Annotated in this window: 8 protein-coding genes; all 8 read right to left on the bottom strand. The window is 48.4% G+C overall.

The genetic code is table 11. The annotated features are described in order from the left end of the window. Positions 1-3: 3 nt before the first annotated feature. On the bottom strand, positions 4-2,277 hold the full coding sequence (locus tag ACFQRK_RS14110; RefSeq protein WP_379007742.1) for a GH92 family glycosyl hydrolase: 2,274 nt from the start codon (positions 2,275-2,277) through the stop codon (positions 4-6). Positions 2,278-2,316: 39 nt separating this feature from the next. Continuing rightward, a complete protein-coding gene (locus tag ACFQRK_RS14105) occupies positions 2,317-3,660 on the bottom strand; it encodes a glycoside hydrolase family 71/99-like protein (RefSeq protein ID WP_379007740.1) in 1,344 nt (447 codons plus the stop codon). Between the two features lie 191 nt (positions 3,661-3,851). Continuing rightward, positions 3,852-4,586 (bottom strand): DUF3823 domain-containing protein, encoded by a 735-nt coding sequence (locus tag ACFQRK_RS14100; RefSeq protein WP_379007737.1) that lies wholly within the window; start codon positions 4,584-4,586, stop codon positions 3,852-3,854. Positions 4,587-4,607: 21 nt separating this feature from the next. Next, complete coding sequence (locus ACFQRK_RS14095) at positions 4,608-6,545, bottom strand: RagB/SusD family nutrient uptake outer membrane protein (protein ID WP_379007734.1); 1,938 nt, start codon at positions 6,543-6,545, stop codon at positions 4,608-4,610. Between the two features lie 141 nt (positions 6,546-6,686). Continuing rightward, positions 6,687-9,821, bottom strand: a complete 3,135-nt coding sequence (locus ACFQRK_RS14090) for a SusC/RagA family TonB-linked outer membrane protein (RefSeq protein WP_379007733.1) — start codon at positions 9,819-9,821, stop codon at positions 6,687-6,689. Between the two features lie 582 nt (positions 9,822-10,403). After that, positions 10,404-12,896 (bottom strand): galactose oxidase, encoded by a 2,493-nt coding sequence (locus ACFQRK_RS14085; protein ID WP_379007731.1) that lies wholly within the window; start codon positions 12,894-12,896, stop codon positions 10,404-10,406. Positions 12,897-13,105: 209 nt separating this feature from the next. Next, positions 13,106-15,316 carry a c-type cytochrome gene (locus ACFQRK_RS14080; RefSeq protein WP_379007729.1) on the bottom strand — a complete coding sequence of 737 codons (2,211 nt, stop codon included), beginning with the start codon at positions 15,314-15,316 and terminating at the stop codon, positions 13,106-13,108. Positions 15,317-15,449: 133 nt separating this feature from the next. Further along, entirely contained in the window at positions 15,450-16,190 is a 741-nt protein-coding gene (locus ACFQRK_RS14075; protein ID WP_379007727.1) for a ThuA domain-containing protein, read from the bottom strand. Between the last annotated feature and the right edge of the window lie 21 nt (positions 16,191-16,211).

The following is a 16,211-nucleotide window of genomic DNA, read 5'->3' as shown; positions in this document are numbered from 1 at the left end:
TTTTTATCTTTTTGGTTCCGCGATACCCCAAGAGGTATTGGCCTTGTCACCCATTTTAAACTCCAGCGTTCCCCCCTGACTCACCGCGCCGTGCGATATCCAGGGGGTAAGCAGCGGTTGCCCGTTCAATGTGGCAGACTGGATGTATTTGTTGGTATCGGACACATTATTTGCAATAACTTCGAACGTCTTTCCATTCGGCAGGCGGATAACGGCCCGTTCGAACGCAGGGCTACCGATCGAATAGCTGGGCGTTCCCGGTGTGACGGGATAAAAGCCCAATTTCGAAAAGACGACGAACGCCGACATGCCACCGCCATCTTCGTCGCCCGGTACGCCCATCAAATCGTTCCGGAACCATTGCTTCAGTAAAGTTCGGATCCGTTTTTGTGTCTTCCAGGGCTGTCCGGCATAGTTATAAAGGTACGGGATATGCAAGGAAGGCTCGTTCGCCATTGAAAATTGGCCAACGTTGCCGGTATGATCGGGAAGTTGGGCATAGAATTCATGCTTGGACTTACCCAAGGGCTGGTTAAACATATCATCTAGGTTCTTGACAAAGGCTTCTTTGCCGCCCATAAGGGCAATCAGGTCGGGAATATTGTGTTGTACATCCCACCGGTAAATCCAGGCGTTGTTTTCTCCGTAATAGCCACGCGCGCCCTGCCCACCGGAAAACACGTAGTCAAAAGGTTCGATAAATTCGCCATTGGCATCTTTTGGATGGAAGAAATGGGTTTTCGGATGAAACAGATTGCGGTAGTTGAACGATTGCTTTAGAAAATACGCATATTCGTCATCTTTGCCAAGTGCTTTGGCCAGCTGGGCAAGGCACCAGGTATCGTATGCCGTACCTAAGGTCACCGCAACCGGTTGTCTTCGTTCAAAGCTATTCACCTCCGGAATCGTCTCTTCCTCCCCGTCCCGCAACGCGGGAATGTATCCGTGCGCTTTATAGAATCGATCCAGCTCGCCCGCCGGGGCACCCGACCAGGGGGCCAACGTCTTTTCGGTAATTCCCTTCTTGGCTGCCTCATACGCTTTTTCGAGGTCAAATCCCTTCACACCCTTTACGTAAGCGTCGAGCAGGGTTGCCACCCCATGATTGGAGTTCATCCGACGGCTATCGCCGGTAATCTCGGGGAAGGTAGGCAACCAGAAATGCTCCATCTGACTAGCCATTGTGATAAACGAATGGACAATGTGGGATTCTTTTTCTGCATCGATTAGCACGTTTAGCGGGTGATGGGCCCGGTAAGCGTCCCAAATCCAATCATCGGTATAGAAAGGAATACCCTCGTCATTATGTACGTTACCGTCAAATGCGCTGAAGTAACGGCCATCTTCGGAAATGTTTACCGGCCGTTCGAAGGTACGGTATAGCGAGGTGTAAAAAATCGCTTGGTCATCGGGGCTACCGCCTGTGACCCGGATTTTTCCCAATGCCTCGTTCCACGCCGCACGACCCGTTTTCTTCAGCGCCGTGAGGTCGTAGTCCTTGATTTCCCGGCGCAAATTTTCCCGGGCTTGGGCTTCATCAATGAAAGAAATGCCATAGCGAACCCCCAATTGACGGACGCCATCCGCGAACTGCAGCACCATCGCGGCGTTCCGTCCTTCGGTTTTGTTTCGCTCGACCAACCCATTGTCCTGCAGCACGGCAGCTTTGACCGGCGCTTCCGCGGTTTCCAAATAGATGTATACTTTCGTTTGGTTGGCGAGCGACTGATAACCGGAAAGGGCTTTTCCATCCCAACGTAATGTCCCATTACGAGAACTAACAATAATCGACACCGGACTGTCTTCCTCGAAATCAAGCTGATACAGCGCCGATTGATGTGAAGGAGCAAAGTCAACACCGATTTTCTCTTCATCCAGGTAGACCGTGTAGGCATAGGGTTTGATCACTTCTTGGTCGTAACTATACGAAATAACCGGCTGAAGATCTGCCGTATTTCCCCGAAAAGGGCTTAGATTAAACGCCGAGCTACCTCGGTGACTGGTAACAATAAGCGGAAGCCCATGCAACCGGTCGCCCGTATAATCGTGGCGTTCGGGGTATACGCGCAGAAAACTGTTGGGAAGATGAACCGTGGGGTAGGTCGGCACCAGCAAATGACTGATGTTACCCATGTAGGGATTTACGTAATCCACCGGCTCTTTGTCCGGCACACCAGCATGAGCACACGCATTCGTTCCGGCGATAGCCAATACCGCTAAGCCGGCATAACCCAAAATCGCATTTACCTTTCTCTTGATTCCTATAGCATCTATCATATGAATGTATTGTATTTTTTTTTAAAGAAGCAGCAACTATTACCGATTTGGTCGGGTAGATCCGTAACCCGATTCGCCGTGAAACCAACGGGCCGCCTCTCCGGTAAGCCAGAGATAATGGTCTGATGGCAGATCTTGCTCAATTCCCATAAATTGAAGCGGGCCATTAAGCGGCACTTCATTCTCCCGTGCGCACTTAAAGATCGCGGTACCCTCGTCCACTTCGTCGAACATGGCCACATACAGGGACTCTGCACCAGCCCCTTTGGCCCCTACCACCTGTTTCCACAGGAAATCCCCTTTTAACCGCGGAATCGAATGGTATAGCGACGGATCATTGTGCATATTGCCCCAGCTGAATCCCGGGAATACCAAGGGTACATAATCGACACTGTTTTGCTTACACCACATCAAATCCATAACCATCGTACCGGCCGCATTGTTGTAGCTATCGTTGTCATATCGCCCAACAGCCCAAGGCATAATGATATCAACTTTTTTGATCAAGTCAAGTAACGCCGGATCATTCTCGGTATCGCGGTCCAACGTACGCCAATAATACGGAACGCCCAGCATGATGGATACTTTATTAGCGGGGCCTTTTAGCCGATCGACCAAACGGCTTACGTCGCTGACCGAATATTGCCGGTTATCATTAAATCCCACACCCCATATGGTCACAAGGGGTTTTCCGTTGTGCCGGAGATACGTTGGATGCTCGAAATTATTAAATAGATCAAATGTTTGCTGCAATTCATTCCAATCCTCCTCCAGATAGGCAACATCTTCACGGGTTGAACCGCTAAGGTCATACATTACGCTGATTGCCCGTTCGTATTTTTTTGCTGCCTTCAGCGCATTGGCCAGCACTTGGTTGAAATGTCGTTTCCCCGCCGCATTGGAGGGTTTGATCTCTCCCACGAACCGTTGCATATGCACACCGTCCAATCCGTATTCTTTCATCCATTTGAAATGAAGGTCTACACTCTCTTCGTCGTAGGGACTGTATAGGTAAGCGTCTGAGCCATCTGCGTATTGAAAGGGGGATTTATAAGTTTTCGAATAGTCCGTGACATCCGGCCAAAAGTCTATGTTTGTAACGCCGGGCCTAAAGGTATTGTTTGGCCCTTGGTAATGATACCAACCCCGGTTGGAGCCATCTCCCTCTGCAGCAAACCAACCCTGATATCCTGCCATGACCAGTCCGGTGTAAGATGTGTATAAGCATCCCGTTTCATCGTAAACGGCTTCGGGAACTTCTTCGGTTTCATCTTCAGGAACTTTAACCGAATTATTGTCTTTTGAGCAAGCTATCCATAAAAAAAATGAACCGCTTAGGAACGCAAGCTTGAAAAATCTTTTGGATCGAGTAATCATCATCATTGAAATATTTTGATATCTACCACTGTTTGAAGCATTTACGGGGTAAGCACCCGCACAAAAACGAAAATGGGTTGTTCATCGCGAAGGCGATGAACAACCATTCGAACTCCCGGTTCGCTGTCGATTACCACGCCATGCAGGGTGATCAACAGATTTTAACACAATCAAGTGGTGATCTTTCGGTATATCCATCATCGGGGAACGTCTACTCTTACGATCTCCGTATAGTTATATTTCCGGTTCGCATCGTTCACATTTGCCCCCAAACGGACGTAATAGGTATAACCTGCTTTTACAGGCAACGGCCCGACCGTGTACACCTCACTTGTTTCGGCGTCGCCGACTTCTTCCTGCCAGGACTTGTTGATTTGTATCCTGGGGTTGGTGTATTCCGCAATATCAATGCTACTGGTGGCACCGCAAAAGGTAGTGAGACTCAAAAACGGTTTGATTTCAACCAGGTTCGGCAGTCCCGTGCGGATAGGGGCTTTGAGTCTGCATTTCATTGTCAAGTTCAAGCCATCCAATGAAGTCTCAAAGTCAATCAATTGCAAATAAGGGGTAACGGTGAAATCTTGCTCCGTGTTTCCGTTAAAAACCACGTTTTTTACGGTATCCGTAACCGGCCAGAAAGGGCCGCCATAAGGAAGCATATCATAGGTCCCTGCAAACAGTTTGCTGTTGTTATAAGAGCCATCCTGTTTGACCGATAAGTTCCGCGGAGTCGGCTCAGAGGCTGTCCAACTTCTTTCCCAGATCCGGATGCCCCAATCGTCTTGCGACGAAAGCAAGTTCTCGCCCGTGTATGAATCAATGATACGCCCGTGTACACGCGCATCCGGAGCCTCCCAGTTGTCGGTCTTGTAACAAGAAGTGACCGACAAAATACTCGCCCCTAAAATGGAATATATGAGTAATTTCTTCATAACAGTTACTATAGCAGTTAATTAATAAAGTGGGTTCTGCGGCAACAGATTATTGTTTTTACCGATTTCACCCCATGGAATGGGTTCATAGTAGCAGGTCTTGGACGCCGTCCATTCCCTGTTGATCCGGTTATCTTCATTCAGGTATATATATTTCCCTTCGTCGGCCACATAGTAAGCGCTCAGCACACGATGACGGAAATGATTCAACACTTGGTCGGCCGTCCGCCAGCGACGTAGATCCCACCACCAATGGTTTTCACCATACAGTTCCCGCTCCCGTTCGTCGCGGATAAACTGTAACGACCGTTCAATCGCGTAGGTATAGTTCGCCTTGTTGATTGTACCTATATTGGTTAAGGTCATATCGATCGCCGGACGAACCACCTTGGCACCTGCACGGTCGCGGATTTTTGCCACGTAATCAAACGCTTCTTCCCGTCTACCCAGTTCGTAAAGTGCTTCGGCCGTGTTCAGGTAAATTTCGCCTAGGCGGAAAACGACCCAATGCTGATCGCTACGGTAGACATTGACATCAGCGGTAGCAAGGTCTGGATCGATGTACTTACGGATATAGGCCGCACCCCAACCGTTATTTTCGCCCCCTTGATCATCGAAATGCCCATGGGCCCCAGTAATGTTTAGCGTGACACCGTTGATTTCGGTAGTCCAGCCCCGTCCACCTAAAATACGGTTTCCGTTGCTGTTGATCGGCGCGGAGTTCACGCCCTTCTGGGCGTCGGCTGCAACGCCATCAAACGATCTGTAAATACCCTTTTGGATTTGGAAGATCTTCCCACGCAACTCATCGCCATCGAAATACATGGTACCACGCATACGGGGCTCCATTCCGTTACGGATGTCACTGCGGCTATCAAAACGAACAGGCGTTCCATCCGGATGGGTGTATACCGGCATGTCGTACAATTCCATGAAGTCCAGTGGAACATAACTTTCGGCACCAACAAACGACGACATGTCCGGTTGTGGAGACATCAGTGCATCGTAGTTATGCGTCAAACGGTTGCCGTTCGGCGAATTCTTATTGTATTCTTTGATGAATATTGATTCCGACGAACTGGGATCCAAGAACAGCCTGGCAAAATTCGTTGCTTTGTCCGCCTCTTTGTTATACAAGGAATAAGGACCGGCTTCGATTATTTTCCCAGCTTCCACCGCATATTCGAAGAACTCGTTTGCCTGTGCGGGTTCCATGCCTGCCAAACCTTGCTGTGCCGCTAGTTCAGTTTGTTTGAATCCCAGTGACTCCGTATACTTTGCAATGGATCCGGCATATAACATCGTGCGGGACATCAAGGCGGCGGCAACGTATTTGTTCGCACGGCCTACCTCTTTGGTGTCGGCAGACATATGATCAATCGCAAATTGCAGGTCATCGTGAATGAATTTCCACGTGTCGTATTCGGTATTTCGTGATACATTCAACACGTCAGGGCCCGCCAGCGGATCTTGGACTTCCGTGACGATAGGCACCCCGCCATAGCGCTTGGCTAATCCGAAATAGAAGTATGCACGCAAAAAGTGTGCTTCACCCAATAACCGTTTGTAATCGCCTTCGGGGTACTTATCCTTATAGGTTGGGAAATTTTGGATAAAGGTATTCACGATGCGGATACGATCGTAAGGCCAATAGGCGAATCCATCGTTGTCGACACTCGCCCACGTATTGAAAAATTCCCCACTCATGTTACCCAGGCTGAACTTGCCGGATTCCCAGTAATTGTCCGGGCGATAGGCACTATTCGAATTCGTGCCATAGTACAGGAAATCTTCAATGGGCAGGTAATTATATAAACCTGCAAAGTATTTCTTCACACCGAATTCGGTACCAAAAAGTTCGGACTCACCCAATACCCCTTTTGGCTCCAAGTTTAATTCCCGGCATGAGAAAACAAGCCCTCCTAAAAGTGCTATATATGCTAACCGTCTCTTTTTCATTTGAATAATTTTTTTGTAATGGCAATGAAGCTTGCATGAACTATATTTCACCGTGGGTTATCATCAGCGGCGTTCAAGCGGCCGCTGCGCAAAGTTCCCGTCGTCTTTTGAATGGCAATTCATGCAGGTTCATTCGTAATTTTAGAATTTTATGCTTGCACCAAACGTGTAGGTCTTATTGTTCGGATAATTGTACAAGTCGACCGGACCATCTGCGCTACTAACCTGCCTACCGGGACGTTCGGGATCCATGTGTTCCAGACCCGTAAACGTCAACAGGTTATAACCGCTGAAATAAATCCGCAAATTCTTCACTCCGGCTTTGGACACCCACCTGTCAGGAAGGGTGTATCCCAATTCCGCGGTTTTCAGACGCGCATAGGATGCATTCTGAACCGCATTGGTTCCGGTGCGACGACCATCGCGACCTGTGATCGGAAAATACCCAGGCACCCATTCTGTACTCGCGTCGAAATAGTCGGCATTGGGATCAACTGGATGCCAACGGTCCATGAAAAATGCCAGGGTATTTTGTCCGCCAAATGGCAAAGGTTCGACAAGCAACTCGTTATAACTAACGAAGACGCCGTGTGCTCCCTGGAAATCCAGGGCCAAATCGATACCTCTCCAGGCGCCTCCCAATGAAATCCCGTAGTTAAAAACCGGAAGCCCTATCGAGGCGATGGGATGCTCATCGTCCCCGTTGATCACGCCATCTTCGTTCCAATCAGTCAGGTACCAGTCGCCCGGTACCGTTCCTTGACCTTGGGGAACAGGGAAATTACGGATGTCGTGGTAATTGGTGAACATCCCGCCCGACTCATTTCCCCACCAGATATCGTTGTAACGGCCCGCAGTACGGTTCCGCCAATAATCATAGGAATTGCTGGCTGGGGTTTCGAGCCAATTGGTCCGTTTTGATTTGGTTGCAGAAATTTGACCACCCACGTAGTAAGAAAACTCGTTGAAGCGGCTTCTGTAGTCGACCGACATTTCGTATCCAAAGTTTTGATCGCCATTCAGATTCTCCTTCGGCAGGTTTGCCCCTACGGTACCGGGAATTACCGCAGCGCTGGTTGCTAGCAGTCCGGAGCGGTCACGCCTGAAAATGTCAAAAGTTGCATTCAACTTGTTCTGCAGGAAGCCCACTTCCAATCCGACGTTATAGGACTTAATCTCGTACCACGTTAAATTGGGATTGGGTATACCTGAGGGGGAAACGCCACCAGTCAATACACCATTGTATATCCATCCGATGTTATTACCATCCAAGCCATAACCAATCATCGGTGGATAGGTGTCTGCCGAGCTATCATCGCCCATTTCACCGTACGAAGCCCTCAGTTTTAAGTTGCTCAAAAAAGCGAAATTATCTTTTACGAATCGCTCTTCGCTAATGCGCCATGCGCCAGACAAGGTAGGGAAGAACCCAAAACGTTTTCCTTCCGGAAAACGGGAGGAGCCGGCATAGCGAAATTTGAACGCAAACATGTACTTGCCGGCGTAGTTATAATCTAACTGACCCACCAGTGATTTACTGGTCTGGTCACCTATACCGCCGCCGACGGCCCGCTGATTTAAGTCCTCTCCCGCAAAGAGGTATTCAGAATCGACAAACACGTCACGATAGGCACTGAAGCTATCCCAGTTACTAAACGTTTCTTCATACAGGAGGAAGTTGTTAAAGTTATGCTGACCAAAGGATTTCACGTAGAACAATCCCAACTGCATATTGGTGTCATTGTTGATATTGACCCCGCGCGTAACCCCAGATGGAGTATTCCGCTGAATGGGAGAATACGTATCGCTATTTTGATTGTACTGATATACCGTATACGTCCGTTTGTAATTATGGTAGTCGGGCAAACCAACCGCGTAATCGTACGACCCTTTTGCCGAAAGGCCATCCACGCCCGGGATCTGATACTCCAGCTGCAACGTTCCGTTAAACCGGCGATCCTTGTTTGCGTTATAACCCACGTAATCCGCGTCGGTCTGTACCATCATATTTACCCCATCAGCCAATACCTGATTGTCGCCGTTCGGATAGGCGGGATTATCATTCGCAAAGAACGGAGCATCTGGGCGGGCCAGCCAAGTCAATTTGTACGCTGTCCAATCGACGCCATTTGGTTTCGTCGTATTGACCATCATCCCTCCCAACGAGACCCGGGCTTTTAACCTTTTGGTAATCTGTGCATCGACGTTGGTACGCAGGTTCCAGCGATCGGAATAGTAATCATCGCTTCGGTATGAACCCGCTTGTTTCGAATAGCCTAAGTTAAAGAAATAACGCAGTTTATCGCTCCCCCCATTCACACTCAGGTTGTGTTGGGATTGCGGCGTGGTTTTCCGGAATACCTTATCCATCCAGTTGTAAGAGGTCAGAGTGCCATCCCGATACGGCTGGAATTGCTCCTCCGTTACCATCGGATTTCGCCGAACCAGGTAGTTCCCGTTAAAATCCTGCCAGTTTTTTTCGTTCTTCAGTGTAAAGTAATCGATGGCGTTGGTGGTTTCGGGGACATTCAGGAACTGCTGTAAGGAGGCATTGGTACTAAACGTGATGTCAACTTTTCCGCCCATGTCCGTACCGCTCTTGGTCGTTACCAAAATTACACCATTGGCTGCGCGCAGGCCATAGATTGCAGCTGTACCGTCTTTCAGTACCGAAACACTCTCGATTTCGTCGCCACTCATGCGTGAAAAGTAGGCCTTATCCCGGGGAATCCCATCAATTACGAACAGCGGATCGCCCATCCCGCGGATATCGATCCGCGCATCGTAGTCGCCCGGCGCACTGCTTCGCTGTTGAACGCGTACGCCCGGTACTTTACCGGTCAGCATGTTTACCGTATTTTCGTTTTTCGTACGGACCATGTCCTGGCCACTGATGGATGACACCGCGCCGGTCAGGGTGGCCTTTGTCGTAGTGGCATATCCGGTAACGACCACTTCATCCAGTTCGCCTGCGTCATCTTCCAGCTGAACCGCTATGGAGGTCCTAGTCCCGATTTGCTCAGTCAATGTGGCCTTTCCTACATACCCAAACACAAGGATTCTTGCGTTCTCGGATACCTGGATCCGATACGCACCGGTTTCATCCGTCGACGTGGCCTCTTCGGGTCCATTTGCTGAATGGGCAGTAACGCTTACCCCCGCTAGTGCCTCACCGGTTTGGGCATCGGTTACCCGTCCTTGGATGGTCCGCGTTTGCGCAAGGCCATACAGTGGGGCAAGCATGATCAATAAATATAAGTATGTAATTTTTTTCATCAGAATAATCTGCTTTTATTGGCGATGAAGCTCGCTTGAAGCTAGGGCGCATCATCCCAAAATAGATAATTGGTTAACTCATTGCATTAGGTTATATCTGACTTCGATCTCCATGATCGCCCAGATAGGTTTTGCTTCGTACAAGCAAACTACGTCGGTGGGGGTGGGTCCATAGGGGTTGCTTTCATCATAATCAGTTTTAAATGTTGATCCTTTTGCCTAGCTATTTTGCACGCTCTTCGCGGTAACGCGTCAATCGAAATGACAGCGTGTTGTATACTTGTTTATGCCGTCCCTTAAATCGTATCAAGGATACAGGTGTACCCATAACAAATAATTAACAAAAGATTAACAACTATACAGCAACCCTTAACACCCCTATAAATTATTGTAAATCAGCGATATTTTCCATAAGATAATTATACAGATACCGGGGCTGGAGTTCCCGACGACTGTGTGACAATTCGGTTCCAAAGGGACATTCAGGGATATGTTTAACGTGACGGCCTGTGCAAAATCGATATGATATCACTGCCTTGTTTGAATCAGATGTGGATACGACCTTAGACCCGGATAGGGGCGCTATGAAAGGATCATCTTATAGTCTTTGCCGAACTCTTCGCCGTAGATATGGCGATATTCGTTGCAGAAATTTTCAAAAGTCTGTGTGGCAAGCGAATGATTGCCCATATAGGCTAATGCTTTGCATTTAATGGTCATCGCCTCCTCATGAACAGGATCGAAGTAGAAAATATAATTAGCTAACTCCACCATAAATTCCGGGTCTTCAGCAATGTCGACGCTTTCGGCAAAACGCATATACGTATTGATTACCTGGATGGAAACTTCAGCTTTGAATGAATCGAGCCACTCATAATCTGTCTCCGAAAGGAATCCGCCCCTTTGTACAATGGCCGACAGTTCTTGGATACGTTTTTTATCCAGTACGTCTTTGTTGGTTACGATGGCTAAGTAGTTTTTATAGTCGATGTAAATATCGTTATATGCCTGAAATTTCCAATAGCCTGTGTCCTTGGAGACTTTCGCACTTCCCAACCGTTCCAGAATGGCGTTAATTTTGGCAATGTTGACGGAGCGGTTATTGCGGGCGCTTTCCGTAGATTTATCGGACCAAAACTGCTCGGTGAGCTTTTCCGAGCTGATGCCTCGTCCCCGTCGGAGCGTATGGAGCAATATGATCAAAAATATTTCTTTGATAAGTGGCGTAAAACTGCGGGTCATATCTACTCCTTCAGAATCAAAAAGCTGCAAATCCCCGCCGAAAAGGAAGATACTGTTCTTATCCGGCTGGTGTTCGACCACGACAGAATGGTGTATACGGTCTCCTACTGGCGACCCTGACGTAGCCGGATAGCTTACCCCCTTTTTCAGATGTCTTTTCCGCAAAATGATAAATACGGCCACTATCATCGTTATCCCTAAACCGATAAATACCGAATTCCATACGTTCGATGTTCTTTCCGAAGCCTCGTGTGTGGCATCGTAGGGGATAGGTGGGCTAAATAAAGCATAAATTTTAGCGGTTGTGGTAGCTACTTTTTCGTCGTAATATAACGTTACCGCCGAAAAGCGTTGGCTATCCGAACCGTAATATAGATCGGAAAACGACTGTATATCATGGAAAAAATAAGGAATGGGCGTCGCTAAGGCCTTTAAACCAGGTTGAGTCAATGAACCAACCACCAATTGCAAGGTTGCGTTATATTTGTTCTTGGGAAATACCAACCCATAAAACTCATCGCTTGCCTCATTAATAATCAAAGAATTAGCCCATACGAAATCCTCTTCACCGGGATCAAACTCATAGATTTTTGAAAGTGTCTTATTCTTGACGTCATAGAAAATCAGGTCATAAATATTTTTTGGATTGAGCATTTGCTGGCCGGAAATACTCCCGTATCCTCCCAAAATATACGCCCCTTTTTGAGTCGAACCCAAGGCGGCGAGATACCGCGGGATAAACGGATCGCCAACAGCGGCAACTCGGTGCCACGTGCCGCCCGAGGTATACCGACGAATTTCGTTTTTGAAGAGAAAATGTCCATATCCTCCGATAAAATACAAGCTGCTATCGATCGAAGAATAAAATTTGTTGAAATGGAGATAGCTGGTCCCTTCCCCTGGGTAGGTAAAGTTCTCCGACCAACTTAGCGATGCAAAGTCAAAGACCGAAACCGTTTGCTGGTCTATACAGATATTCACCAGTTGATTGGTCAATGTATCAAAAAAAGATTGATTCCCGTTAATTAGCAACAGCGGCCCTGACTGATATCTGAAAACACTCCGTTGTCCGGTGGGGACATGAATTTTCAGTAGTGAATCTCTCCCGACGATGAATACGCTCTCCGTTCGCGGATCAAATGCGGTACTCGCTTGTCCCCCAATCTTTATATTTTCGAGCAGCCCCCATTCGTAATGGGATCGTTTGATCCATTGTGGGTTGATGACCGAAGCGGTCATTCCTTTTATCTCGTCTTTAACTTCCGTGCCTTTCTCTTCATCTAACGGCCAGTGGTGCAGTAACCGCTTTCCTTCCCGGATTTGAACATTCCGGATCTTCATCGCCGGCACATCCGTCGTCTTAAACTCTTTATAGTCGTTATATCCAAAGAGAACTTTTAGACAACCGCGTTCACTTGTCGCCAATTTTTCAGTATAGACACGGTCACCGCACGTAACGGTTATTAAACTCATGCGCGGATCCAACTTGATGGCTACCGGGATCCACTCATGAAACAGTTTGTTGGAATCGATGTTAAAGGCGATGGAGGAAAACTTCCCGCCCAGCACAATTTTAAAGTGATTTTTTACATTGGTCGAACGATCGTAAAGCAAATCGATATTTGTCCGATCGTCAGCAATAATCCGCACAACGTAACCGAAATAATCGGTTCGATTGGGCATAAACGACAGTTCAAAAGATAATTCAACGTTATCGTCAAAACAAATCTGTCCATCGTTACTTAAATCCAGCCCCGTACGTTGGTCGGATACCGCCTCATGACTCGCAAAACCCAAGCCGTATTGCGCACTTGAGCTTATGGGAAATCCCATGATGTATCCCAGGGTACACCAAATAGTATGAAAAATCCACGATTTCAATGCCGAACTATAGATTACAAATGCGATCATTTTGGCTCATCCACGCATCAAACCCCTTCCCAGTGCGTGGGTGAACCGTCGCATTCACCATCCAAAATTAGGCAATTTAAAACAATATGCAATAATATGACAGTAGCGTAAGTCGTACCAATCCGACGTCCTTATCTATCCAGCTCGGCCTTAGTCCAGGGTTTATTCCGATCTTTCGTTTCTTCGCGTACTCGCCTTACCCTATCTGGTCGCACCGCGAATGCCTTGTTGCCCAAATCATTTCGGATGTAACTCAGAACTGCCGCGATATATTCGTCGTCATTGCTACCCAGCGCCGGCATCATGTTCGTGTAGGTCTTTCCATCGATCGGTCCGGTGAGCCCGTGCAACAGAATTTTGATCAACTTGTCAGCCTCCCCGTTTACCGTGGCGTTGCCAGCCAAAATAGGTGCGGCTGCGGCACCGCCACCGATGTTCAGCCCTTTGCCGTCGGCACCATGGCACGAAGCACAAAACTCTTTATAAATCATGGCTCCTTGTTTGACACGCTTCTGGTCTTCGATGGCCAACAATGCAGCTTCCTTTTCCGCTTTGGCCCGCTCAACCAAGCGGTCTTCGTACCGTTGCTGAGATACCGCCAGAATATTGTTTGGATGCGCTTTTACGAGTTCCTCTAGCAGTGTTTTCGCCTGGGCGGATTGATCAAATCGCATATTCAGTCCCAATTGGAACCGTACTTCTGCGTCGGGATCGTCTTTAAGTTGCTGTAACGCACTGAACAGCGCTGCGTCATTCTCCCACGCCGTTCCATCGGCTACCCAAACAGCGGTTTTGCGAACTTGAGCGTCTCGATCGGACAACGCAGCCGCTAATGTCGTCAGGTCCAATATCCCCAAACCGTCCAACGTCCATAACGCATGGATCCGGGCTAGCTGCTCCGGCGATGAGGCGACCATTTTCCGAAGCGCGCCTCCTACGCTGGTATCCCCCCGCAGCACCAGCAATTTCTGGGCATTGTCACGCCACCAACCGTTTGGATGCCGTAGGTATTGAACCAGTTGCGCGGGGGTTCCTTCCAGCATTTTCGGGCGGGTGGTATCCGGCTTCATGCCGTCATAAACCAACCGATAAATCCGGCCACGGCCGATGTTTTTATCGAGCCCACGTTCCAAAATTTTCGGCCGAAGGAAACTTCCTTCTTTGGTCCACTCGCTTTCCTGGATAATACCCCGGTACATGTCCACGATGTAGAGATTACCATCGGGACCGGTCTGCGTGTTCACCGGTCTGAAATTCATATCGGATGATGAAATGAACTCTTCATGATCGTAGGCATTTGTCAATGATATCTTTCCATCGTTGTTCGCTACTTTCGCCCGTCTGATCAACCGCCCTACCGGCTCGCAGATCAGCAGGTCCCCCACCATATCCTTGGGCAAGGACGTACCCCGGAAAATTGACTGCCCCGTACATGCGGTAAAATGGTTCAACGTGCTGTCCGGACGAAGCCGGTTCAATCCCCCCTGAACGTCGGGCGTAGCGATCACCGGCCACACAGCCTTGAATTCATCATCGTACTGATCGTTAAAATCGAGCCGGCCGTAGTAGGGATTTTGCTGGAAGCCCAGTGCCGGTATTTCAGCTCCTGCTGCGGAAAAGTATAACCGTCCATAGTCATCATTGGCTAGCCCCCATTGCCCACCCGGGCTTTCTTCCAGCTCTTCGGCAACCAGCTTACCTTGTTCGTAACGGTACCGTACATTTTCGACGGTCAGATAAATGCGGTTATCCAGATTCCACACCAAGCCACTTCGCTGGTGTTCCAGGTTGTTGGTATTGGGCCGGTCGTTGACAAAAACCGCTTCCCGCTGGTCGGCCACTCCATCGCCATCCCTATCCCGGTAACTATAGATGCTGTTGTCGAACGTCTCGGCTACCAACAGCCGGTCATCCAATGGCAGAATCATCCGTGGCAATACCAAACTGTCGATAAAGACAACTGATTTATCCATTTTCCCGTCGCCGTCCGTATCTTCCAGCCGTTTGATCGAACATACCGGCTGCATTTCACCTGTACCGTTAACATCTTGCATGTAGGTATTCATCTCCGCAACAAACATCCGTCCATTGGCATCCCACGCGATGGCCACCGGTTCATGGATCATGGGTTCACTTGCTACCAATTCCAACCGGTATCCCGGCTGTAGATAAATTTGAGCCATACTTTCCTCCGGCGATAGATACGCCGGGGAAGGCAATGTATCAACGATAATTTTGCCGTTTTCATCCCGTTTGAGCGACTTGCCCGGTCCGTTGCAGGACATCGAAAGTCCGGCAAAGGACAGCGCCCCCATCAACCCAATTACATAGTGTTTTTTCATTAGAATAAATTGTTTTTTTTAAGGCAATGGAGCTTGCAAGAATTATTAATGTCATTTTGTGAATTGCAATTCAGGCAGGTTCCATCTGTTTCGTTTTAGTATACTAGTCCTTTAAATTAGTTGATCTGTCCACCTAATGGCCCATTGCGTAGGTAATTCCTCCCCAAATATGTCGCAGGAAAAGGGGTTCGGAAAAAGATTCTTCCGTATGCCCCAAGCCTGTATAAAAAGCCCTGCCGCCATCGTATGCATGATACCACGAAATCGGATGTGGGTTACCCATGCCCTGCTCGGCAGGGTCATAGCTATTTTCGTCAAGGTTGATCAGGACTTTTACCTCTCTGGAAAATTGCCGGAAGCGATACCATTCATCCTGCCGCTTCCATTTGGAGGGCAATCCCTGCGTTGCCGGAAAATCTTTATCAAGCACGTCCAATACGGCTTCCTGCGGCGCTGGGTGGCCGGCAAAGTAGGCGCCCGATAGCTTGCCATACCAGGGCCAATCATATTCGCAATCTGCCGCTGCATGAATACCTACATAGCCATTGCCCGCTTGGATATAGCGCTCAAACGCTTGCTGTTGGGCATCGTCCAATACGTCGCCGGTTGTACTCAAAAAAATCACCGCAGCATACTGTTTCAAATTGGCATCGGTGAATTTTGCTGCATCAATGGTCGTATCTACTGCTACGCCGTGTTCCGATCCCAGCTGCTGAATGGCCGCGACCCCTTGTTTGATAGACCCGTGATGAAATCCAGCCGTTTTACTGAATACCAAGATTTTGTTTCCCTGTGCATGTGCATGTCCGAAAAACAACACCTGTCCACTGATGCACATGATTACGAGTGCACCGATCATTTTTATATGCTTCATATCTTATTTATATTAAACAAG

Origin of the sequence: Parapedobacter sp. GCM10030251 (genome assembly GCF_042666505.1) — a bacterium.
GTDB lineage: Bacteria > Bacteroidota > Bacteroidia > Sphingobacteriales > Sphingobacteriaceae > Parapedobacter.
This window is presented reverse-complemented; position numbering and strand designations above follow the sequence as displayed.